18 protein-coding genes are annotated in these 22,932 nt (G+C 73.2%); 14 read left to right on the top strand and 4 right to left on the bottom strand.

Features of this window, described 5'->3' with window-relative positions; translation table 11 throughout:
- Positions 1-180: 180 nt before the first annotated feature.
- Both ACFQBR_RS10825 and ACFQBR_RS10830 read right to left on the bottom strand, forming a co-directional pair.
- Entirely contained in the window at positions 181-2,130 is a 1,950-nt protein-coding gene (locus ACFQBR_RS10825) for a glycosyl hydrolase family 18 protein (RefSeq protein ID WP_267946317.1), read from the bottom strand.
- Positions 2,131-2,440: 310 nt separating this feature from the next.
- Entirely contained in the window at positions 2,441-4,108 is a 1,668-nt protein-coding gene (locus ACFQBR_RS10830) for a glycosyl hydrolase family 18 protein (protein WP_344183615.1), read from the bottom strand.
- Between the two features lie 428 nt (positions 4,109-4,536).
- Between ACFQBR_RS10830 and ACFQBR_RS10835 the strand changes: the two genes are divergently transcribed.
- The 7 genes from ACFQBR_RS10835 to ACFQBR_RS10865 all read left to right on the top strand — a co-directional run bounded on the left by ACFQBR_RS10835 (position 4,537) and on the right by ACFQBR_RS10865 (position 11,774).
- Positions 4,537-5,058, top strand: coding sequence for a MarR family transcriptional regulator (locus tag ACFQBR_RS10835; RefSeq protein ID WP_344183625.1), 522 nt, complete (start codon positions 4,537-4,539; stop codon positions 5,056-5,058).
- 73 nt (positions 5,059-5,131) lie between these two features.
- Positions 5,132-6,862, top strand: coding sequence for an acyl-CoA mutase large subunit family protein (locus ACFQBR_RS10840; RefSeq protein ID WP_344183617.1), 1,731 nt, complete (start codon positions 5,132-5,134; stop codon positions 6,860-6,862).
- Between the two features lie 172 nt (positions 6,863-7,034).
- Complete coding sequence (locus ACFQBR_RS10845; protein ID WP_267946314.1) at positions 7,035-7,988, top strand: tetratricopeptide repeat protein; 954 nt, start codon at positions 7,035-7,037, stop codon at positions 7,986-7,988.
- 240 nt (positions 7,989-8,228) lie between these two features.
- Positions 8,229-8,996 carry a cytidylate kinase-like family protein gene (locus ACFQBR_RS10850; protein WP_344183620.1) on the top strand — a complete coding sequence of 256 codons (768 nt, stop codon included), beginning with the start codon at positions 8,229-8,231 and terminating at the stop codon, positions 8,994-8,996.
- Positions 8,997-9,370: 374 nt separating this feature from the next.
- Positions 9,371-10,777, top strand: coding sequence for an NAD-dependent malic enzyme (locus tag ACFQBR_RS10855; protein WP_267946312.1), 1,407 nt, complete (start codon positions 9,371-9,373; stop codon positions 10,775-10,777).
- 106 nt (positions 10,778-10,883) lie between these two features.
- On the top strand, positions 10,884-11,465 hold the full coding sequence (locus ACFQBR_RS10860; RefSeq protein WP_344183623.1) for a YqgE/AlgH family protein: 582 nt from the start codon (positions 10,884-10,886) through the stop codon (positions 11,463-11,465).
- A 66-nt stretch (positions 11,466-11,531) separates the two neighbouring features.
- Positions 11,532-11,774, top strand: coding sequence for a DUF3039 domain-containing protein (locus ACFQBR_RS10865; protein ID WP_267946310.1), 243 nt, complete (start codon positions 11,532-11,534; stop codon positions 11,772-11,774).
- 206 nt (positions 11,775-11,980) lie between these two features.
- Here ACFQBR_RS10865 and ACFQBR_RS10870 read toward each other — a convergent pair whose 3' ends face one another.
- Both ACFQBR_RS10870 and ACFQBR_RS10875 read right to left on the bottom strand, forming a co-directional pair.
- On the bottom strand, positions 11,981-13,870 hold the full coding sequence (locus ACFQBR_RS10870) for an HtaA domain-containing protein (RefSeq protein WP_352984177.1): 1,890 nt from the start codon (positions 13,868-13,870) through the stop codon (positions 11,981-11,983).
- Positions 13,871-14,001: 131 nt separating this feature from the next.
- Complete coding sequence (locus ACFQBR_RS10875) at positions 14,002-15,471, bottom strand: LPXTG cell wall anchor domain-containing protein (RefSeq protein ID WP_378553055.1); 1,470 nt, start codon at positions 15,469-15,471, stop codon at positions 14,002-14,004.
- Positions 15,472-15,723: 252 nt separating this feature from the next.
- Here ACFQBR_RS10875 and ACFQBR_RS10880 point away from each other — a divergent pair, with 252 nt between their 5' ends.
- The 7 genes from ACFQBR_RS10880 to ACFQBR_RS10910 all read left to right on the top strand — a co-directional run bounded on the left by ACFQBR_RS10880 (position 15,724) and on the right by ACFQBR_RS10910 (position 22,908).
- A complete protein-coding gene (locus ACFQBR_RS10880) occupies positions 15,724-16,836 on the top strand; it encodes a heme/hemin ABC transporter substrate-binding protein (protein WP_344184538.1) in 1,113 nt (370 codons plus the stop codon).
- 35 nt (positions 16,837-16,871) lie between these two features.
- Positions 16,872-17,945, top strand: coding sequence for a FecCD family ABC transporter permease (locus tag ACFQBR_RS10885; RefSeq protein WP_344184542.1), 1,074 nt, complete (start codon positions 16,872-16,874; stop codon positions 17,943-17,945).
- The gene (locus tag ACFQBR_RS10890; RefSeq protein WP_344184537.1) at positions 17,942-18,823 is read left to right on the top strand and encodes a heme ABC transporter ATP-binding protein; all 882 of its coding nucleotides are present in this window, start codon (positions 17,942-17,944) and stop codon (positions 18,821-18,823) included. Before ACFQBR_RS10885 ends, ACFQBR_RS10890 begins: the two co-directional genes overlap by 4 nt.
- Before the next feature lie 167 nt (positions 18,824-18,990).
- Positions 18,991-19,677 (top strand): class E sortase, encoded by a 687-nt coding sequence (locus ACFQBR_RS10895; RefSeq protein WP_267946305.1) that lies wholly within the window; start codon positions 18,991-18,993, stop codon positions 19,675-19,677.
- Between the two features lie 11 nt (positions 19,678-19,688).
- Positions 19,689-19,964, top strand: a complete 276-nt coding sequence (locus ACFQBR_RS10900) for a hypothetical protein (RefSeq protein WP_344184536.1) — start codon at positions 19,689-19,691, stop codon at positions 19,962-19,964.
- A 151-nt stretch (positions 19,965-20,115) separates the two neighbouring features.
- Positions 20,116-21,837, top strand: a complete 1,722-nt coding sequence (locus tag ACFQBR_RS10905; protein ID WP_267946303.1) for a DEAD/DEAH box helicase — start codon at positions 20,116-20,118, stop codon at positions 21,835-21,837.
- Positions 21,838-21,978: 141 nt separating this feature from the next.
- On the top strand, positions 21,979-22,908 hold the full coding sequence (locus ACFQBR_RS10910; protein WP_344184541.1) for a zinc metalloprotease: 930 nt from the start codon (positions 21,979-21,981) through the stop codon (positions 22,906-22,908).
- The last annotated feature ends 24 nt before the right edge of the window (positions 22,909-22,932 follow it).

Consider the following 22,932-nt stretch of genomic DNA (forward strand, 5'->3'; position numbering starts at 1 on the left):
CGCCCCGCCGTGCGGCGGTCGGGGCCGTCCGACACGGCCGGGCGCGGCCTCCGCGGCCGGGCGGCGTAAACGGGGCGGCGCCCCGGGGGCGGCGGCGGGGGCGCCGCGGACGGCTGTCCGCGACGGCCCCGCCCGGCCCCGGCCGGGGGCGGGCCCTGTCGGGTCCGGTGTCGGCCGGGGTCAGTCGGCCAGCGCCGTGTCGATGGCGTTCATGAGGCTGCCGTTCGCGTCGTCGCCGTCGACGGACCAGATCATCACTCCGCCGAGGCCGTTGGCCTGGGCCCAGTCGGTCTTCTGGGCCATGGAGATCTCGTCGTCGTAGTTCCAGAAGGTGGAGCCGTTGTAGAGCCAGGCCGTCCCGGACGCGTCGTCACGGTGCAGCTGGTAGCCGGTCAGGTCCTTGAGCAGCTTCCAGTCCTGGATCCCCGCCTCGTAGCGGCCGGGGGCTGCTCCGGTGGCGGGCTGGAAGAGCCCGTCGCCGTTCGGCCCGGGGGAGACCCCGGTCCATCCGCGGCCGTAGAAGGGGACGCCGAGGACCATGTCGGCCGGGTCGACGCCGCGGTCGAGGTACGCCTGGACCGTGGTCTGCGTGGAGTAGACGTCGGGGCCGGGGTCGGCGGCGTCGGTCACGAGGTTCGACTGGTGGTTGGCGGTGTTCTCCCAGGCGCCGTGGTAGTCGTACCCCTGGACGGTGATGAAGTCGAAGTCGGCCATGAGCGGCTGCATCTCGAAGCCGAGGTCGATCTTCCTGGGGTCGGCCGGCATGAAGGAGGTCAGCTCGTAGGGACGGCCGGTCTCGGCGGTGAGGGCGTCCAGCTGGGTGCGGAACTCCGAGACGAGGGCGGTGAAGTTCTCCTTGTCCTCCGGGCGGATGGTGTTGTGCTCGTGTCCGGCCGAGCCGGGCCACTCCCAGTCGAGGTCGATGCCGTCGAAGACGCCCTCGGCGGAGCCGGGGCCGCCCGCGCCGTCGAAGAGCGGCAGGTTGCCGCGCAGGAACTGGTCGATGCAGGACGAGACCATGCGCTCCCGGGACGCGGGGGTCAGGGCGGCGTCGGAGAAGTGCTCGGACCAGGTCCAGCCGCCGAGGGAGATGTTGACCTTCAGGTCGGGGTACATCTCCTTGAGCTTGAGGATCTGGTTGAAGTTGCCGCGCAGGGACTGGTTCCAGGTGTCGGCCACGCCGTCGACGCTCTGGTCGGCGGTGAAGGAGCGCCCGTAGTCGGCCCAGGCGTCGCCCTGGCCGAGCTGGTTGGCCATGAAGCACTCGCCGTTGGCGTTGATGTTGCCGAACGCGTAGTTGATGTGGGTCAGCTTCTCGGCGGTGCCGGAGGTCTCCAGGTTCCGGACGAGGTAGCCCCGGTCGTAGATCCCCCACTGGGTGAAGTAGGCGACGCGGCGCTCCTGGGGAGGATCGGTGGGACCGCCCCCGGCGTCGGTGGTGGCCGTCACGGCCGCGGTCTCCGGCCCCCGGTTGTTGGAACTGTCGTAGGCGCGCACCGTGAACGAGTGCTGTGTCGCGGGCGCCAGCCCGGTGACGGTCGCGGATTCGGTCGTGACGGCGCGGACGACCTGTCCGCCGGAGAGGACCTCGTAGCCCGTGACGGCGACGTCGTCCGTCGCCGCCTGCCATCCCAGGGTCACGGTGGTGGAGGTGGTGCCGGTGACGGTCAGCCCCGCCGGGGCGGTGGGCGGCTCGGTGTCGGGCGCGCCGGGCTCGCCGGAGCAGCTGTTGCCGTTGATCAGGCAGTTCACGGGGGCGGTGTCGCCGCCGCTGTGGGTGCCGTTGAACCCGATGGAGTAGCTGCCGCCGGCCGGGACGTCGGCGCCCCAGGAGGGCGGGGTGAGGGTGTGGGTCCCGCCGGACCGGGCCAGGGTGGCGTTCCACAGGGACGTGATGGCGGTGCCGGAGGGGAGCCCGAACTCGACGGACCAGTCGGTCAGGCGGGTGTCGGACGTGTTGGAGATGGTGATCTGTCCGCCGTAGCCGGTCTCCCAGCGGCTGGTCTCCACGTAGGTGACCGTGACGCCGGCGGTGTTCGCGGCGGCGGGGGTGGCGGACAGGGCGAGGGGGACGGCGATGACGGCGGCCACGAGTGCCGCGAGGCGGTTCCTGAGTCGTCGTGCTCTCACTGGTTGCTCCTGGAGCGTGAGCGGTGTGGGGGGGTGCCGTTCGCCGTGGGAGTGTCTCGGGCGGCGCTCGGCCGGGGGTGTGCGCCCAGGGAGTGCGGTGATCGGAGCTGACAGGGACCGGGGCGGGGGTGCGCGTGTGCGTGGCAGGGGCATGGCGGGTCCTCCCGTGGGGAGGAGGAGGGATGGGGGAGGGGCCGGCGCGGACCGTCGCACATCGGTCCGCGCCGGCCGTGGCGGCGGTGCTCCCCGGATCAGAGCACCGACGCCGCCCGGTCCCGGTCCGGGTGCGCCGGACCGGGGGTTCGAGGGGTCAGTCGGCCAGCGCCGCGTCGATGGCCGCCATGAGGCTGCCCTCGGCGTCGTCGCCGTCGATGGACCAGATCATCACGCCGCCCATGCCCTGGGCCTGGGCCCAGTCGGTCTTCTGGGCGACCGCGGTCTCGTCGTCGTAGGTCCAGAGGGTCCGGCCGTCGTAGAGCCAGGCCGTCCCGGCCTCGTCGTTGCGGTACAGCTCGTAGCCCTCGTCGGTGAGTCCGCGGAGGACCTTCCAGTCCTCGGTGCCCGTGCCGTGGGTGCCCTGCGCGGGGCCGGTCGCGGGCTGGAAGAGGCCGTCGCCGTCGGGGCCGGGCTCCACGCCGGTCCAACCCTGCCCGTAGAAGGGGATGCCCAGGACCAGCTTGGCCGGGTCGACCCCGCGGTCGATGTAGGCCTGGTGGATGAGCTCGGCGGAGATGACCGGCTCGGGGTCGCGGGCGTCGGTGACGAGGTTGGACTGGTGGTTGGTGACCGACTCCCAGGTGCCGTGGTAGTCGTAGCCCTGGACGGTGACGAAGTCGAAGTTCGGCATCAGCTCGTCCAGCTCGAAGCCGGCGTCCAGGCGCCAGCCGCCGGCGGGCAGGAAGGCGGTCAGCTCGTAGTGGCGGTCGTCCTCGGCGCCGAGCTCGTCCATCTGGTCGCGGAACTCCTGCACGAGGGCGGTGAAGTTCTCCTTGTCCTCGGGGCGGACGACGTTGTGCGGGTTGCCGTCGGAGCCGGGCCACTCCCAGTCGAGGTCGATGCCGTCGAAGACGCCCGCGGCGGCGCCCTCGCCGCCCGCGCCGTTGAGCTCGGGGAGGTCGCCCCGGAGGTAGAGGTCGATGCAGGAGCTGACGAGCTTCTCGCGGGACTCCGCGGTCAGCGCGGCGTCGGAGAAGTGGCGCGACCACTCCCAGCCGCCGAGGGAGATGCTGACGGCCAGCTCGGGGTACCGCTCCTTGAGCTCGAGGATCTGGTTGAAGTTGCCGCGCAGCGGCTGGGCGGGGTCGTCGGCGACGCCGTCGACGCTCTGGTCGGCGGGGACGGGGTGGCCGTAGTCGGCGAGGGCGTCGCCCTGGCCCTCCTCGTCGGTCATGACGCACTCGCCCTCGGCGCTGACGTTGCCGAAGGCGTACTGGACGTGCGTGAGCTTCTCGGCACTGCCGCTGTCGACGAGGTCGCGGACGTGGTAGTCGCGTTCCCTCGGTCCCCACTGGGTGAAGTAGGCGACGGAGTAGCTGTCGTGGGAGGGGCCTTCGCCGCCGGAGCAGGGTGAGCCGTTGACGAGGCAGCCGACGGGGTCGGTGCCGCCGTCGGCGTGCAGGCCGTTGAAGCCGAAGGAGTACTCGCCGCCGGCGGGGACGGTGGCGCCCCAGCGCGGCGGGGTGATCGTGTAGCCCTCGGCCGTGCCCGCCAGGCTCGCGTTCCACAGTTCGTGGATGCGGCTGCCGTCGGGCAGCGCGAACTCGACGGTCCAGTCGCTCACGGGGGTGTCCGAGGCGTTGTGGACGGTGATCTCACCGGTGTAGCCGGTGTTCCAGCGGGCGGACTCGACGTAGGTGACCGTGAGGTCGGAGGCGTCGGCCTCCTCTGCGGCGGCGGTGGAAGGTGCCGCCGCCAGTGGGGCGGCCAGCACTGCTGCGGCGAGGGCCGCGAGCAGGGTGCCGGAACGTCGTGCTCTCACGTCGGGAGATCTCCTGGTCATGAGCTGGGGGCGGGGGATGACCGTCGCACCGCGGAGCGGGTGGGATGGGCTGCGGCCGGTCGGTCGGAGGGCGCCTGCGCGGTCTTCCGGCAGGGGTGGTCCACGAGCGAAGTGAGGTCCTGGAAAACGTTCCGGTGCCTCTGACGTGGGGGGATAAATTTTTAGGAAACTTAACTAATAATTACGGGTGGCGTCAACGGCCTCCCGTGAACTTTCTGGAGACCATCCGCAGTGGTTTCGGGTTTTCCGAGTTGGAGGGGTGGACCGGCCTCCTGGGGCGCCCGTGTCCCCTTGTGGCCACCGGAAGTCATTGACTCCGCGTCGTGTGAATGCTACGGCGGGTGGTCGTCCCTCGTGGCGGACGGCGCCCTCCGGGTACGCCCTAGAGTGACGGCGTGGGAAACCCGTTGAATCTTCCGTTCGACCCGATCGAGCGCGCACACGACAACTGGACGCGCAGATGGGGTGCCTCGCCCGCGATGGCGGCGGTCACCTCGGTCATGCGCGCGCAGCAGATCCTGATCGGCGAGCTGGACGGCGCACTCAAGCCGTTCGGTCTGACCTTCGCCCGCTACGAGGCCCTCGTCCTGCTCACGTTCAGCGCCTCCGGTTCCCTGCCCCTGGGCAAGATCGGTGAGCGCCTGATGGTGCACCCGACCAGCGTCACCAACACCATCGACCGGTTGGAGGGGCAGGGCTTCGTGCGCCGCCGCCCCAACCCGAGCGACGGCCGCGGCGTGCTGGCCGACATCACCGACACCGGGCGCGCCGTCACCGAGGAGGCGACCCGGGCGCTGCTGGGCATGGACTTCGGGCTGGGCTGCTACTCCGACGAGGAGCTGTGGCGCATGCACGAGACGTTCACCAAGCTCAGGGTGGACTTCGGAGACTTCCCCGAACCCGTGCCCGGGGCCGCCGAGGGTCGCTGAACCGCCCGCTCCGGGCGGGGTGCCGCAGGTGTCGTCCCTGTACATATTTAGTTGGACGTCCTACTATTTCGACATGGCGAACACCACGAGCGACCCCACCGACGGCGGCGGGGCCGAGGAGATCGAGGCCGGGCGCGAGCGCTGGCAGCGCCGCTACGACTCCGCGCGCACACGCGACGCCGACTTCACGTCCCTGTCCGGGCGCCCCCTGCAGCCGGTCTACGGGCCCGCGCCCGGGGCCGAGGTGCCCGGCTTCGAGCGCGTCGGCTGGCCCGGCGAGTTCCCCTTCACGCGCGGACTCCACTCCACGGGCTACCGGGGGCGGGCGTGGACCATCCGCCAGTTCGCCGGCTTCGGCAACGCCCGCCAGACCAACGAGCGCTACAAGATGATCCTGGCCTCCGGCGGCGGCGGGCTCTCGGTCGCGTTCGACATGCCCACCCTCATGGGCCACGACTCGGACTCCCCCCACGCCCTGGGAGAGGTCGGCCACTGCGGGGTGGCGATCGACTCCGTGGCCGACATGGACCTGCTCTTCGACGGCATCCCCCTCGGCGCCACCACGACCTCGATGACCATCAGCGGCCCCGCCGTCCCGGCGTTCTGCATGTACCTGGTCGCCGCCGAGCGCCAGGGCGTCGACACCCGCACCCTGAACGGCACGCTCCAGACCGACATCTTCAAGGAGTACATCGCCCAGAAGGAGTGGCTGTACCCGCCGGAGCCCCAGCTGCGGCTCATCGGCGACCTCATGGAGTACTGCGCGGAGCACATCCCCGCGTACAAACCGCTGTCGGTGTCGGGCTACCACATCCGCGAGGCCGGGGCCACGGCCGGGCAGGAGCTCGCCTACACGCTCGCCGACGGCTTCGGCTACGTCGAGCTCGGCCTCTCGCGGGGGCTGGACGTGGACGCGTTCGCGCCCGGGCTGTCGTTCTTCTTCGACGCGCACATCGACTTCTTCGAGGAGATCGCCAAGTTCCGGGCCGCCCGGCGCATCTGGGCGCGCCGCCTCAGGGACGTCTACGGCGCCCGCACGGAGAAGGCCCAGTGGCTGCGGTTCCACACCCAGACGGCCGGCGTCTCCCTCACGGCCCAGCAGCCCTACAACAACGTGGTCCGGACCGCGGTCGAGGCCCTCGCCGCGGTGCTCGGCGGCACGAACTCCCTGCACACCAATGCCCTGGACGAGACCCTGGCGCTGCCGACCGAGCAGTCCGCCGAGATCGCCCTCCGCACCCAGCAGGTGCTCATGGAGGAGACGGGAGTCGTCAACGTGGCCGACCCGCTCGGCGGCTCCTGGTACCTGGAGGCGCTCACCGACGAGCTGGAGGCCGAGGCGGAGCGGATCTTCGCGGAGATCCTGCGGATGGGCGGCGGGGAGGGGGCCGAGCACGCGATCGGCCCGATGGCCTCCGGCATCCTCGCCGGGATCGAGAACGGCTACTTCAGCTCGGAGATCGCCGAGTCGGCCTTCCAGTACCAGCAGGCCCTGGAGAAGGGCGACAAGCGGATCGTGGGGGTCAACTGCCACACCGGCACCGTCTCCGGCGAACTGGACATCCTCCGGATCAGCCACGAGGTGGAGCACGAGCAGAAGCGCGAGCTGGCCGAGCGCCGGTCGCGCCGCGACGGCGCCGCCGTGGACGCGGCGCTGGCAGCCCTCCTGGAGGGGGTCCGCGCGGACGACCGCAACCTGATCCCCCTCATCATGGACGCCGCCCGGGCCGAGGCCACGATGGGCGAGATCTGCGCGACGATGGGGGAGGAGTTCGGGACCTACACCGAGGACCCGCGCTTCTGAGACCGGGCTCCCACGATCCGCACGGGCCCCGCCGGAACCCTCCGGCGGGGCCCGTCGTTCGTCACGCGGGGGCGGGAGGGGAGGCCCGCCCCCGGGCCGTGTTCGGCCGAACACGGCCCGGCCCCTTCGCGGGCGGTCCACGCCCTCCCCGCGGATACGGCAGGATGGAAGCATGCAGCCTTCGGACTTTTCACCGAACAGTGCCGTTGACCTCGGCGCGCGCAAGGCGGCCATGGAACGCGAGGCCAAACAGCGTGCGGCGGAGTCGGCGGGTCGATCCAACCCCTACGCCTTCGACGTCGACGAGTCCTCCTTCCAGGCCCAGGTCCTCGAGCGGTCCATGACCGCTCCCGTCGTGCTGGCCGTCCTCGCCGGCTGGTCCGACCAGTCCAAGCAGTTCGAGGACGTCCTGGACAAGCTCTCGGCGGCCTCCGGCGGGAACTGGTTCCTCGCCAAGGTCGACAGCGACGCGAGCCCTCAGCTGGTCCAGGCCCTCCGGGTGCCCACGGCCCCGATGATCATCGTGGCCGTCCAGGGGCAGCTCCTGCCCGGCCCGGCGGGCCCGGCGACCGAGGAGCAGCTCACCGGCTGGCTCACCGAGGCGTTCGCCGCCCTCCAGGAGCAGGGCGCGCTGCCCCCGGGCCACCCCGGAACCCTCGCGGGGGAGCCGGGGCCCGAGGACGCCGCCGGCGCGCAGCCGGAGGCGCCCCAGGGCCGCCCGGTGGACGCCGAGGCACAGGAGGCCCTGGACCGGGGCGACTTCGACGCCGCCGCGGCCGTCTACGCCAAGGCCGTCGAGGCCGACCCGGGCGACACCGAGTCCAGGAGCAAGCTCGCCCAGGTGCGCCTGGTGGGGCGCCTCCAGGACGTCGACCCGGACGCCGCCCGTGCGGCCGCCGACGCCGACCCGGCGGACGTGGACGCGCAGACCACCGCGGCCGACATCGACATGTACGGGGGCAAGTTCGAGGACGCCTTCGACCGCCTCGTCGCCACGGTCAGGGCGACGCGCGACAAGGACCGCGACCGGGCGCGCCAGCACCTGCTGGGGCTGTTCGACCTGCTGCCCCCGGGCGACCCGCGTGTGGGCGCGGCCCGGCGCAAGCTCACCTCCGCGCTGTTCTGAGGACGGAGCGGGGGAGCGGTCCGCCCGTGCCGGCCCCGGTCGCTCCGACCGGGACCGGAACGGGCGGACCCCGGCGGGTTCCGTCCGGAACCGGCCACGGAGGTCCGGGGGCCGGTCCGGGGGCCGCGGAAAACCGGTGCTTTCTTGCGCGGGCGATCACGGGTGGTCCGCCGCCGCCTGGGTAAAGAGTCCGCAAGAGGCGGGCCGGCACGGCCCGCAGGTCGACCCGGCAGGTGTCCCATGGCGAGCGACGACGACCCCCGCAGGACCGGCGAGCCCGTGGTCACGATCTCGGCCACCTACGGCGCGGGAGGCAGCGCGGTGGGACCGGCCGTCGCCGCACGGCTGGGCGTGGCCTTCCTCGACCGCGCGATCCCCAGCGCCGTGGCGGCCCAGATCGGCTGCTCCCTGGACGAGGTCCTCCAGCGCGACGACCGCGCCCCCGGAGGGCTCGAACGCCTCCTCGCCAGTGCCGCACGCCTTCCCACCGTCACGCTGGGAAGCGTCGACACCGCCTTCATCGGCACCACCGACGAGGAGGGGCGCCTCCTCTACGACCACGAGTTCGTGGAGCAGACCGAACTCGTCATCGGCGAGGTCGCCCACAGCGGCGGCGTCGTCCTCGGGCGCGCCGGGGCCGTCGTCCTCGCCGACCACCCCGCCGCCCTGCACGTGCGCCTGGACGGCGACCGCGACGCGCGCCTGCGCAGGGCCCGCACCCTGTGGGAGGCGGGCGACCGGGAGGAGTGCTCCGGGCACGGCTGGGGGGAGGGCGTGCCCACGCTGCGGCTGCTGGACGACAACGACCGCGCCCGGGCCTCGTACGTGCGCCGCTTCTACCGCGCCGACCCCACCGACCCGCGCCACTACCACCTGGTCCTGGACACCTCGGCGCTGTCCCTGGAAGCCTGTACCGACCTCGTCGTGAGGGCCGCCGAGGACCGGGCGGCCCCCGCCGGGGACCTCCCGCCCCAGGCCGGCGGACGCCCCGACGACACTTCTGATTAGTCGTAATTTGTGCGATTTTTTACCATCGCGGTAATTGTCACCTTGTGCTGACGGTGGGCGCTTGACTCGGGTAAGGTAAGGCGACTTGGTTCCGGGTCCCGACCAGCCCCCACCCGCAACCGAGGTCCGCGTGCGGCCGCCACCACGGTGGGACCGCGCGAACCGGACACGCAGGACACCCTCGCCCCGCACACGGGCGGGACGCGAGCGCCGCCCCGCGCACGCGCCTACCGCACCGGGCCCCGGCCGGGCCGCGAGAGCGCGGCGCGGCCCCGCGGCGGGAGGGTCCCCCGACGCCGGCAGCGCGTCCCCGTGAGGGGCCGTCCGCGTGCCCGCCGGGCGCACAACACCGAGCCAGAGCCGAGGAGCAACACGTGGCCACCCTTCCCAGCGTTTCGTACTCCATCACCGTCCGCCTCGAACTCGACGCTGGGGGCAGCGCTGTCGGCAGCCTCACCAACGCCGTCGAGCAGGTGGGCGGCATGATCACCGCGCTGGACGTGGCCGCGGCCGGGCACGAGCGCATCCGCATCGACGTCACCTGCGCCGCCCGCGACACCGAGCACGCGCAGGCCATCGTCGACGCGCTGGGCGCCGTCGAGGGCGTGGTCGTCCACAAGGTCAGCGACCGGACCTTCCTCATGCACCTGGGCGGCAAGATCGAGATGAAGTCGAAGGTGCCGCTGCGCAACCGCGACGAGCTCTCCATGGCCTACACCCCCGGCGTCGCCCGCGTCTCCCAGGCCATCGCCGCGAACAAGGACGACGCCCGCCGTCTGACCATCAAGCGCAACAGCGTCGCCGTCGTCACCGACGGGTCCGCCGTCCTGGGCCTGGGCAACATCGGCCCCGAGGCCGCCATGCCCGTCATGGAGGGCAAGGCCGCCCTGTTCAAACGCTTCGCCGACATCGACGCCTGGCCCATCGCCCTGGACACCCAGGACGTGGACGAGATCGTCCGCACCGTCCAGGTGATCGCCCCGGGGTTCGGCGGGATCAACCTGGAGGACATCTCCGCGCCCCGCTGCTTCGAGGTCGAGGCCCGCCTGCGCGAGCTGCTCGACATCCCCGTCTTCCACGACGACCAGCACGGCACCGCCATCGTCGTGCTCGCCGCCCTGCGCAACGCCCTGCGCGTCGTCGGCAAGAAGCTCGGCGAGGTCCGCATCGCCATGTCCGGCGCGGGCGCGGCCGGCACCGCCATCCTCAAGCTCCTCATGCACGCCGGGGCCCGCGACATCATCGTCAGCGACGTCCGCGGCGCGGTGCACACCGGGCGCGACGACCTGGACCCCAACCTCCGGTGGATCGCCGAGCACACCAACCCCGAGGGCTACAGCGGCGACCTCCGCGGCTCCGTCGCCGGAGCGGACGTCTTCATCGGCGTCTCCGCCCCCAACCTGCTCGAGGGCGAGGACATCGCCGAGATGAACGACGACTCGATCATCTTCGCGCTGGCCAACCCCGACCCGGAGGTGGACCCGGAGGTCGCGCACCTGCACGCCTCCGTCGTGGCCACGGGCCGCAGCGACTACCCCAACCAGATCAACAACGTCCTGGTCTTCCCCGGCTTCTTCCGCGGGCTGCTCGACGCCCAGAGCCACCACGTCACCTCCGACATGATGGTCGCCGCCGCCGAGGCCCTCGCCGACGTCGTCAGCGAGGACGAGCTGGGCCCGAACTACATCATCCCCAGCGTGTTCCACTCCGACCTGTCCACCCACGTGGCGACCGCGGTGCGCGAGGTCGCCCAGCGCGGGCTGCGCGACCAGGTCCAGTGACGCCGGACCCGGGGGCGGCGCCCCGCGGGAGGGAGCGGTGGACCCGGGCGTGTAACGGCCTGGGAACACGGGCGGATCGGCGGCTGTTCCGGGGTAGAGGTGCAGCATGGACCAGTCGACTATGACCGGGCGGCTCCTGGTGGCCGCCCCCCTCCTCCAGGAGGACTCCTTCCGCCGCTCGGTGGTGTTCGTCGTGGACGACACGGCCGACGGCACACTCGGGGTGATCCTCAACCGCCCCCTGGGTATGGCCGTGGACGAGGTCGTCACCGACTGGGGCGCCTATGCGAGCGAACCGGCGGTGATGTTCTCGGGCGGCCCCGTCGGGGCCGACTCCGGGATAGCCCTGGGCGCGGCCGGGATCGGGGAGCCGCCTCCGGGCTGGGCGCCCCTGGAGGGCCTCGCCCCGGGGCTGGGCCTGGACGCGGTCGGCGTGGTGGACCTGGACGGTCCCCCGCAGGTGCTCGGGACGGCCCTGGGAGCGTTCCGCGTGTTCGCCGGCTACGCCGGGTGGAGCGAGGGCCAGCTCCGGGAGGAGATCGACGAGGGCGCGTGGTTCGTGGTCGACGCGGTCCCCTCGGACGTGTTCACCACGTCCCCCGAGGGCCTTTGGGCCCGGGTGCTGCGGCGCCAGGGCGGGCGGATGGCGCTCCTGTCCACCTACCCGGACGATCCCACCATGAACTGAGCGCCCACCGGTGTGGGTGCGGCACCCTATACCGTGGAACGCAGACGTCGAAAGGTGTGAGGCACGATGGCGATGGACATCCTCAACAAGGTCCTTCCTGACAGCGAGACCAGGCCGGACATCTCCCACGACAGCGGGGACCGGGAGCGGTTCGCCCACTACGTGCAGAAGGACAAGATCACCGAGAGCGCCGTCACCGGCAACCCCGTGATCGCCCTGTGCGGGAAGGTCTGGGTCCCCAACCGGGACCCCAAGAAGTTCCCGGTGTGCCCCGACTGCAAGAAGGCCTACGAGGAGATGATGAAGTAGGACGTCTCCACGTCGCCTCCACGCGGTGGGCGCCACACGGAAGGCCTTGGCACGCGAACGTGCCAAGGCCTTCGTGCTCTCCGCGGGCCCCGGGCCGCCGCGCGCGTGCCCCCGCTCTCCGGCGGACGCGCTCCGCGGCCCCGCGGGCGCCCGGGCCGTGCCCGCTCAGGGCCTCCGGTCCGGGCGCCCGCCCGGCGGCTCCGGGGTCAGGCGGCGTCCTCGGGGACCGGGGCGCGGCGCCTGCGGGCGGCGTACACGGCCGTGCCGCCGGCGGCCACGGCCACCGCGGCGGCGGCGAGCAGGCCCGTGAGGGCGGCGCCGGTGTTGGGCAGGCCGGGATTGTCGCCGCCGCCGTCACCCCCGCCGTCGCCCGGACCGCCGGGGGCGCCCCCGGCGCCGTCGCCGCCGCCCGGGACCGTGACGTCCTCGTCCACGCTCACCGTCAGGGCGACCGGGTCCAGCGCCGCCCCCTCGGCGTAGAAGTCCGCGAAGGCGGGCACGCCCTCGGCGGTCAGGGAGGCGGGGATCGGGTCCCAGCTCAGGACGCCGTCCGCGAGCTCGTACTCCACCCCGGACAGGTCCAGGTCGGCGAAAGCGACGTCCTCGTAGGAGACGAGCTCCTCGCCGGCGAGCGACTTGCTGACCACGTCGGCGTACAGGACGCCCGCGCCGTCCTCGATCTCCACGCGGGGGTCGCTGACCGTCATGTGCAGGAGCGGGTCGGCCCCGTCGTACACGTGGCCCTCGAAGACGACGGTGCCCTCGAAGCCGATGTCGGCCGTGGACGCGGACAGGTCCACCTCGCCGCTGCCGTTCGTGAACGCGTAGGTGCCGTCCTCGTTCGTCGTCGCGCCGTTGCGGGTGCTGATCTCACCGTGGGCGATGTTGCCGGTGATGTAGTCGCGGAAGGACTCCTTCACCCCCCAGTCCGCGCGGCCGTTGTGGACGGTCAGCGGGCCGTCGGGGTCCGTGGGGTCGACGGGGTCCGTCGGCTCCTCGGTGGGGTCGGTCGGCTCCTCGGTGGGCTCCTCCCCGGAGGCGAAGGAGACGGGCGTCCACACGTCCTGGTCGCGGTTGGCGATGTCGGTGTGGTCGTTGAAGACCGCCACGTAGCACTGCGACTCGACGCAGTCGTAGGTGGTGCCGTCCTTGTCGTAGGAGCCGGTCACCGCCACCTCGGTGCTGAAGGCGCCGTCCTCGCCCGGGGCGGTGGCGCCGCGCAGCCACACCGCTCCGGTGTAGTGGGCCGGGAAGGAGTCGGCCGACCGCGGGAGGGCGGTCAGCGCAGCGTAGACGCCCTGGCCCGGGCGGAAGCCGGCGCCCTCGAGGGTGACGGTGTCACCCTCGGGGTCCAGGCCGGAGTCCGGGGCCACGGTGACCCGGGGGGCGGGGTCGGGCCCGCCCGGGTCGGTGACGTCCGCGATGCCGGCGGTGAAGGACAGCGGGTCCATCGGGGACCCGGCGGCGTAGAAGCTCGCGAACGGCTCGACCGCGTCGGCGTGCAGGGTGGCCGCGGCGGAGGTGAAGGCGATCTCCTCTCCCTCGACGGTCAGCTCGGCGCCGGTCAGCTCGGCGACCGCGACCTCTCCGTACCCGACCAGGTCGCCCGGGGGCAGGTTCGGGTCGGCGCCGCCGAACTCGCGGCTGGTCACGTCGGCGTACACCGTGGCGGCGTCGCCGTCGAACACCACGCGCGGGTCGGAGACCCGGACCTCCAGGACGGGGCCCCGGCCGTAGTCGTGGCCGCTGAAGACGACGGTCCCGGCGAAGTCCACCTCACCGGAGGCGTCCTCCTTGGACACCGAGCCGCCCGCCGTGGGGAAGTCCACGGTGCCGTCGGCCAGCACCGTCGCACCGTCGGAGGCCTCGTAGCCGCCGTGGGCGATCGGCCCCGAGATGTAGTTGCGGAAGGACTGCTTCACGCCCCAGGCGGCCGAGCCCCCCTCGAGGGGCACGGTCTCGTCGGCGGAGGCCGGCGCCGCGGCGACGGCGAGCGAGGCGCCGAGGGCGGCGACACCCGCGTAGGCGGTGAGGGCGCGCAGGGCCCGGCGGGCTCTGCCCGGGGCTCCGCTCCCGCCTGTCGTGGTCGTGGTCATGGGATTCGTCGGTCCAATCGTGAGGGGGATGGGTGGAGGGGACGGCCCCCGGCGCGTGCCGGGGGCCGGCGGGTCGGCGGCCCCTGCCGAGCGGGGGCGGCGGGGCCCGCCGGTGGGGGGTCTGGGGGCGGTCAGCCGGCGGCCGGGTCCGTCGCGGTGTCGTTCCCGCGCCGGCGGCGCGTGGCGAACAGGGCCGCGGCGCCCGCCAGGGCGGCCACCGAGGCGGCCAGGACGAGGCCGTGGAGCTCGGCGCCGGTCCGGGGGAGTCGGCCGGGGGAGCCGTTCCCGCCGTCACCGTCACCGTTGCCTCCGCCTCCGCCGCCGGAGTTCCCGGCTTCGCCGCCGGAACCGGAACCGGAACCGGAGCCGCCGTCGCCCGAACCCGAACCTGAACCCGAGCCCGAGCCCGAGCCCGAGCCCGAGCCGAAGGAGACCGGGACGAACACGTCCTGGCCGCGGTCGCTGGACCGGGTGTGGTCGTTGCGGGTGACCACCGCGCACTCCGTGCCGGAGGCGGCGCAGTCGGTGTTCTCGTCACCGGCCCGGACCTCGAGCTGGACGCTGAAGCCGCCGTCGGCACCGCTGCCGGTGTAGGGGGTGGTCAGCCCCTCGCCGTAGGGCGGGGGGTTGCTGGAGACCCACACCGATGCGCCGCCGGAGCCGTCCATGTCCACGCCGCCGATGCACGGTCCGGGGGCCTGCGCCGGGCCGGCCGAGCTGGTGTCGCACAGGGCGACGTAGACGCCCTTGGAGGTGTCGTAGCCGGTGCCGGTGACCGTGACGGTCTCACCGGCCGGGTCGAGCCCCGAGGTCCTGGAGACGGTCAGCGCGGGGGTGCCGGGCTCCCGGGGGGCGGGGGCCTGCGGGGCGGCGGGCCGGGCCCGCGGCTCCGCCTGCGGGACCGTCACGGGCGCCGTCTCCGGGACGGCGCCCGTGACGGCGAAGGCCACCGGGACCCGGCCCACCACGACCGGGGCGGAGGGAGCCTCCGGGACGGCCTCGGAGACGCTCGTCCCCGCGCCGGGGGAGGCGGTCGGCGCGGACCCGCCGGTGTCCCCGGACGCGTCCTCCCCGGAGCCCCCGCCCGTGTCCTCCGCCGGGCCGGGCGCCCAGGTCCCCCCGGCGGCCGCGCCGGCGTCCCCGGCGGGGGCGGGTGCGAGCTCCAGGAGGCGGATCTCGAACGGGTCCTCCTCCGCGTCCAGGCCGGCCCCGGCGGCGAACCCCGCCCCGGTGTCGAGGGCGACCGTGAAGGTTCCGCGCGAGCCGACCTCGACCGTCACCGCGTTGCCGTCGTCGGGGACGGCGCCGTCGTCGGCGGAACCGGCCGGCACGGCCCAGGTGGCGACCTCGACCAGTGAGCCGGGCGCGTGGCCGATCCCGGAGACGGTGACGGTGTCGCCCGCGGGGTCGAGGCCCCCGGTCCGGTCCACGGTGGTGACGCGGGGGCGGCCGTGTTCGCCGTCCGGGGACGGGACGGGTTCGGCGAGCGCCGCCGCCGGAACCGTCGTGGACAGCACCGCCGCGACGGCGGTGGCTGCGAGGGGCGGGACGAGCCCGCGGCGCCGCCCGTGGCCCGGGCGGGGGGAAACCGCTGCTTGCATCAGAGGCCTTCGCTTCGTGCGGGGCGGTGGGAGACCGCCCTCCGCGTGAGGTGGGGAGAGTTCTTTAGGTTACGCTTACCTTTGTGAAGTGAGCCTTGCCTAACTCGAAGTCCGCGCCGGAACAGTTGAACACCGAAGCATCAGGCTTGTCAAGATGATGACGAAGTGTCATATAAAGGGCGTTGTCGCCTCCCCGCTCCCCGGCGACACCCGCCCGTGCACCCGGCACACGGACCACCGAAAGCGACCCCCATGCCACTCGCCGACGCGCGGCGCCGCCCGCGCGGACACCGCCCGCACGCACGATCCGTCCCGGTCCTCGCCGCGGCCTGCGCCCTCGCGCTGGCACTGGCCGGCTGCGCCGTGGGAGGAGGCGGTGCGCCCGAGGCCCCCTCGCGGGGGGACGGCGCCGCCGACATCCCCGACTTCTCCGAGAACCGCCTCCAGCCGCTGGAGGGCACCGGGGAGCCCGAGCTCCCCGTCACCGTCGACTCCGTCGTCCTCGATCCGTACCGCACGAGCTCCGACCCCCTGGAGTACGAGCAGGTCGAGGTCGACGACGTCAGCCGCATCCTCCCGCTCACCGGCAGCCTCGCCGAGATCGTCTTCACGCTCGGCCTCGGCGACAACGTGGTCGGCCGCGACGTCGCCGCCACGTTCGAGGAGGCCTCCGGCCTCCCCGTCATCAGCGAGGGGCACGAGGTCTCCGCCGAGAGCGTCCTCGCCCTCGAACCCACGGTGATCCTCGCCGACACCCAGACGGGCCCGTCCGAGGCCGTCGAGCAGATCCAGAGGTCCGGGGTCCCCGTCGTCATCGTCGAGGAGGCCTGGTCCATCGACGAGATGTACCCGCGCTTCGAGCGGGTCGCGGAGGCCCTCGGGGTCCCCGACGACGGCGCGGCCCTGTCCGAGCGCACGCGGGCGCAGATGGCCGAGGTCCGGGAGGAGGCGGACGGCTCCGGCGACGGCCCGCTCGTGGCCTTCCTCTACCTGCGGGGCACGGCCGGGGTCTACCTCCTCGGGGGCGAGGGCTCGGGTGCCGACGCCGTGCTCGCCGAGACCGGCGCGCGCGACGCCGGGGTCGAGATGGGCCTGACCACACCGTTCACCCCCATCACCACGGAGGCCCTCATCGCGGCCCAGCCCGACGTGCTCCTCGTCATGACCCAGGGCCTGGAGTCCGTGGGCGGCGTCGACGGGCTCGTCGAGATCCCCGGCGTCGCCCAGACACCGGCCGGCGCGGCACGGGCGGTCGTCGACTTCGAGGACGGCGTCCTGCTCAACTTCGGCCCCCGCACGCCGCAGGTCGTCGCGGCCCTCGCGGACGAACTGGCCGCGTTCCAGGCGGAGGGGGAGGGCCGGTGACCGCCCCCGACACCACCGCCCCCGAACGGGTCGGCGTGGACGGCGGCCCCCCGCCGGGACCCGGGGGGCGCGCCGCACACCGCCTCCGGGCCGTGCTCCTGCTGGCCGGACTCGGCACGGGCCTGGTCGCGGTCTCGCTCGTCGCGGCCGGCGCCGGCGCCTACCCCGTGCCCGCCGGCCAGGTCGCCTCCTCGGTCCTGCACGCGGTCGGGCTGGAGGTCGGCACACCCCCCGACCGGATCGGCCGGACCGTCCTGTGGGACGTGCGCTTCCCCCGCGTCGTCCTGGCGGTCATGGTCGGCGCCGCCCTCGGCGCCGCCGGGGCCATGATGCAGGGGATCTTCGGCAACCCCCTCGCGGAGCCCGGCGTCATCGGGGTCTCCTCCGGCGCGGCGGTCGGCGCGATCACGGTCGTCTTCACGGGCCTGACCGTGTTCGGCCACTGGACGATCATCGCCGCTTCGTTCGTGTTCGGCCTGGCCACGACCCTGTTCGTGTACGTCTTCGCGCGCTCGCGCGGCCGCACCGAGGTCGTCACCCTGCTCCTCACGGGCATCGCCGTCAACGCCGTGGCGGGAGCGGCCATCGGCCTGATGACCAACTTCTCCCAGGACGCCGAGATCCAGACCATCACCTTCTGGCAGCTCGGCAGCGTCTCCACCGCCACCTGGTCCAAGGTCGCCGCCATCGCCCCGTGCCTCCTGGCCGGACTGGCCGTGATCCCCCTCTACGCCCGGCGCCTCGACCTGCTCGCGCTCGGCGAGGGGCCCGCCCGCCACCTGGGAGTGGACGTCGAGCGCATGCGCCTCGTCCTCATCTGCGCCCTGGCGCTGCTCACCTCGGCCGCCGTCGCGTTCGCGGGGATCGTCGCGTTCGTCGGCCTGGTCGTCCCGCACATCATCCGCATGGTCACCGGTCCCGGGCACCGGGTCCTGCTGCCCGCCAGCGCGCTCGGCGGAGGGCTCCTCCTGCTCGCCGCCGACCTGCTCGCCCGCACCGTCGCCGCACCCGCCGAGATCCCGCTCGGCGTGGTCACCGCCGCCCTCGGCGGGCCGTTCTTCTTCTACCTTCTGCACCGCACCCGCGCCAAGCAGGGAGGATGGTCGTGAACACCCTTCCCCGTCTGCGCCGGCGGGTCTCCGCCGCCTTCGCCCCCCTGTCCCGTCCCCCCGCGCTCCCCGTCCGCGCCGCGACCGGCTCGGAGGTGGTCCGCGCCGAGGGGGTCACCGTCCGCCGGGGCGGACGCGCCCTCCTGGACGGGGTCGACCTCACGGTGCGCGCCGGAGAGCTCCTGGCCCTGGTGGGCCCCAACGGGGCCGGCAAGTCCACCCTGCTGGCCGCCCTGTCCGGCGACGTCACCGGCGGGCCCGCCCGGGGGGAGGCCGACGAGGGCGCCGTGCTCCTCTTCGGCCGGCCCCTGCCGGAGTGGACCCCGCCACAGCTCGCGCTGCGGCGGGCCGTCCTCCCGCAGGAGGCGTCGGTCAGCTTCCCGTTCCCGGTCGCCGAGCTCGTCGCCATGGGCCGGGCCCCCTGGGCGGGGCTGTGCGCCCCCGGCGCCGACGACGCCGCGGTCGCCGCGGCCATGGACGGCACGGGCGTCGCCCACCTGGCCGGACACCGGTTCCCCACGCTCTCCGGGGGAGAGCGGGCCAGGGTGATGCTCGCGCGTGTCCTCGCCCAGGACACGCAGGTGCTGATGCTCGACGAACCGACGGCGGCCCTGGACATCAGGCACCAGGAACTCGTACTGTCCATCGCGCGTCAGATCTCGGAGGACGGTGGTGCGGTTATCGTGGTCCTGCACGATTTGGGGCTTGCGGCGGCCTACGCCCATCGTGTGGCGATACTCTCCGGAGGACGGATCGCCGCGCAGGGAGCCCCCGCCGACGTGTTCACCGCGTCCCTGCTCGGCAACGTCTACCAGCACGAGGTCGAAGTCCTGCCGCACCCGCGTACCGGGGTCCCGCTGGTCGTGCCCCTCCGGTAGGTGTCCGGCGCACATGAGAGCGTCCACAGGAGTAGGTCGTATTGGTGTCCACAACTGAACGGCAGCCACACGAAGAGCCACCGTACGAGCGGCGGGAGGGGCGTGGACGGAGCGCGGGCGGCCGACGCCGCCGGGCGCCCCGGCCCAGGGCCACCCCGGGAGACGTCGTGCGCGGCTTCGTCCGGTTCGTCGGCGAGATCCTCCTGACGGCCGGTCTGCTCATGCTCTTCTACGCGGGGTACGAGGTCTACGGCTCCCAGTGGGAGACCGACCGCGAGCAGCAGGGCCTGGCGGACGGGCTGAACGAGGCGTGGGCGGCCACGGCGGAGGAGTCCGGTCCGGACTCCGAGCCGCTGCCCGGCAGCGCCGACAGCCGCCTCTACATCCCCAGCCTCGACCTGGACTGGGTCGTGGTCAACGGCACCACCCCCGACGACATCCGCTACAGCCCCGGCCACTACACCGAGTACCCCAGCAGCGCGGGCGGCGCGGGCAACTACGCGATCGCCGCCCACCGGACCCCGGGCCTGTTCTGGGACATGGACCTGCTGGACAACGGTGACGTGCTGGTCCTGGAGGACGGGGAGAACTTCTACACGTACGAGGTCTTCCAGGAGGAGACGGTCCTGCCCACCGACGTGTGGGTGATCGAGCCGGACCCGTTCGACGACGTCGAGGGGGCGGGGGAGGGGGAGCCCGAGCGGTCCCTGATCACGCTGACCACCTGTGCGCCGAAGCTGAACAACACGCACCGGCTCATCGTCTGGGGTGAGCTGGTCGAGACCACGCCCAAGTCCGAGGGGATGCCCGACTCGATCGCGCACATGGCCCCCGAGACCGCCGAGGCCGAGTAGGGGTAACGCGAATGTACGGTCTGATCTGGCGCATCCTGCCCGGCCCCTGGGCCTCCAAGTTCATCATGGCGGTCGGCCTGCTGGCCGGGGCCGCGGCGCTCCTGTGGTTCTTCGCCTTCCCGGCGATCTCCCCGCACATGCCGTTCAACGACGGCGCCGTCGACACCCAGGGCGTCGGCACGGGCGGGGAGGCGGGCACGGGAGAGGTCTCCGAGGACCCGGGGGCCGAAGGGCTTTCCGGGGAAGAGGGGGCCTCCGGGGCGGAGGTCCCCGGGGCAGGGGGCTGACGTCCGCCCGGCCCCGGGCCGCCCGCGGGGCCCCGGGCCCGGCCCGGGGCCGCGGCGCGGTCGTGTGGGCGGCACCACTGGCGGGGCTCCCGGTCCGGTCCGCCACGACCGCTAACCTCTAGCAGGTGAGCAACGGGGGACGGTTCTGAGAATGACGGTGACGCAGACCACTACGGAGGACCGCCTGCGCGGGCTCCGCGCTTGGCAGCGGGAGGCGTTCGAGGAGTACTTCCGCCGGGAGCCGCGCGACTTCCTCGCCGTGGCGACCCCCGGTGCGGGCAAGACGACCTTCGCGCTCACCCTGGCCACGGAACTCCTCCACCGGCACGCGGTGAGGGCCATCACCATCGTGTGCCCCACCGAGCACCTCAAGAAGCAGTGGGCCGAGGCCGCCGCCCGGTTCGGCATCGCCATCGACCCCGACTTCAAGAACGGCCAGGGGGCGCTCGGCCGCCAGTACATCGGGGTGGCCGTCACCTACGCGCAGGTCGCCGCGCACCCGATGCTGCACCGCAACCGGACCGAGGCGCGCAAGACCCTCGTGATCTTCGACGAGGTCCACCACGCGGGCGACGCCCTCTCCTGGGGCGACGCCGCGCGCGAGGCCTTCGACCCGGCGACCAAGAGGCTCTCCCTCACCGGCACCCCCTTCCGCTCCGACATCAACCCCATCCCCTTCGTGGACTACGTCCCCGACGCGGCGGGGGTGCGCCGCTGCTCGTGGGACTACAACTACGGGTACGGCCCGGCCCTGGAGGACGGGGTCGTGCGCCCCGTCATCTTCATGGCCTACTCCGGTGAGATGCGCTGGCGCACCCGCGCCGGGGACGAACTCGCGGCCAGACTCGGGGAGCCCCTCACCCAGGACGCCCTCTCCCAGGCCTGGCGCGCCGCGCTGGACCCCAAGGGCGACTGGATCAAGCGCGTGCTCCAGGCCGCGGACCGGCGCCTGACCGAGGTCCGCAAGACGCACCCCGACGCGGGCGGCCTGGTCATCGCCACCGACCACGAGAACGCCCGCGCCTACTCGCGCATCATCCGGCAGATCACCGGCAAGGGCGCGACCGTGGTGCTCTCGGACGACCCCACGGCCTCCCGGAAGATCTCCCGTTTCGCCGTGGGCGACGACCGGTGGATGGTCGCGGTGCGCATGGTGTCGGAGGGGGTCGACGTGCCCCGGCTGATGGTCGGCGTGTACGCCACCTCCACCAGCACGGCCCTGTTCTTCGCCCAGGCCATCGGCCGCTTCGTGCGCGTGCGCCAGCGGGGCGAGGTGGCGTCGGTGTTCCTGCCCTCGGTGCCGACCCTGCTGGAGTACGCGGGCGAGATGGAGCGCGAGCGCGACCACGTGCTGGACAAGCCGCCGCCCGGTGACGACGAGTACCCGGAGGAGGACCTCCTCAAGGAGGCCAACCGCAAGCGGGACAGCCCGGACGCCGGCGAGGAGCTGCCGTTCGAGACGATGGAGTCGGCGGCCGAGTTCGACCGCGCCCTCTACGACGGGGCCGAGTACGGCGGTGTCCCGGGCTCCTCCGAGGAGGAGGACTTCCTGGGGCTTCCGGGCCTGCTCGACCCGCAACAGGTCTCCCAGCTCCTCCGCAAGCGCAAGGCCGACATCCGCGCGGGTGAGCGCAGGGCGAAGAAGGACGACCCGGCCGAGGAGGAGGGCCCCACCCACGAGGTCGTGGCGGAGCTGCGCCGCGAGCTGAGCGGGCTGGTGGGCGCATGGCACCACCGGACGGGCAAGCCGCACGGGGTCATCCACAACGAGCTGCGCCGCGCGTGCGGGGGCCCGCCGGTGGCGCAGGCCTCCCCGACCCAGATCCGCGAGCGGATCGCCAAGCTCCGCACCTGGGCGGTCGGGGGCAAGTAGTCCCGGTTGTCCCGAAAAGGGCAAACACTTCGTCAGCGTGCGCACGGCTGCTGTGCGTAACGTGCCCGTTTGATTACATTCCGTGATGTGAATCGACGAAGCTCTCGCGGCGGCACAGCCGCGCTCTGGACCGGACTGCTCATGTGCGGTCTCGCTCTGACCGGGACGGTCGCGGGCCTGCCGCCCGAACCGGCCGGGGCCGAGACCGCCCGGACCCTGGCCCCGGGGAAGGAGGGCTCCCTCCTGGAGGAGTGCCCGCCCGGCCGGGCCGCCCGCGTGAGCGATCCCGACGCGGCGGTGCCCGAGGGAGGGGAGCTCACCCCGCAGCAGGCCGAGGACTACGACAGGCGGTTCCGCGAGGCCCTCGTCCCCCTGCGCGGCCAGGAGATGCAGGCGCCCCGGAACGTGCCGGTCGTGGTGCACGTCATCTCCGCCGAGGACGGCCGGGGCGACGTGCCGCAGGCCCGTGTCGAAGACCAGATCGAGGTCCTCAACACCGCCTTCTCGGGCGGCTACGGGACGGACGGCGCCGACACCGGTTTCCGCTTCGAGCTGTCCGAGACCACCCGCACGGTGAACGACACCTGGTTCACCCGGTTCGACGAGTACCGCGACACGATCCGGGCCGAGCTGCACCGGGGCGGCGCCGGGACGCTCAACGTCTACACGGCCCAACTGGGGACGGGGCTGCTCGGGTACTCCTCCTTCCCGCAGGACTACGAGGCGGCGCCCGACCAGGACGGGGTCGTGCTCGCCCACGACACCCTGCCCGGCGGGGGCCGTGACGGCTTCGACCTCGGCCACACCGGTACCCACGAGGTCGGCCACTGGCTGGGGCTGTTCCACACGTTCCAGAACGGGTGCGCCTCGCCCGGGGACTACGTGGACGACACCCCCTACGAGCGCGAGGCGGCGTCCGGCTGCCCGGTCGGCAGGGACTCCTGCCCCCGCAAGAAGGGCGACGACCCCGTCACCAACTTCATGAACTACAGCGACGACGGCTGCATGACCCACTTCACCGAGGGGCAGGCCCGGCGCATCGTCGAGCACTGGGCGGCCTTCCGCTCCTGACCCGGCGGTACGGGCGGCCGTGTC

Source organism: Nocardiopsis tropica (assembly GCF_042660575.1).
In the GTDB taxonomy this organism is placed as follows: Bacteria; Actinomycetota; Actinomycetes; order Streptosporangiales; family Streptosporangiaceae; genus Nocardiopsis; species Nocardiopsis tropica.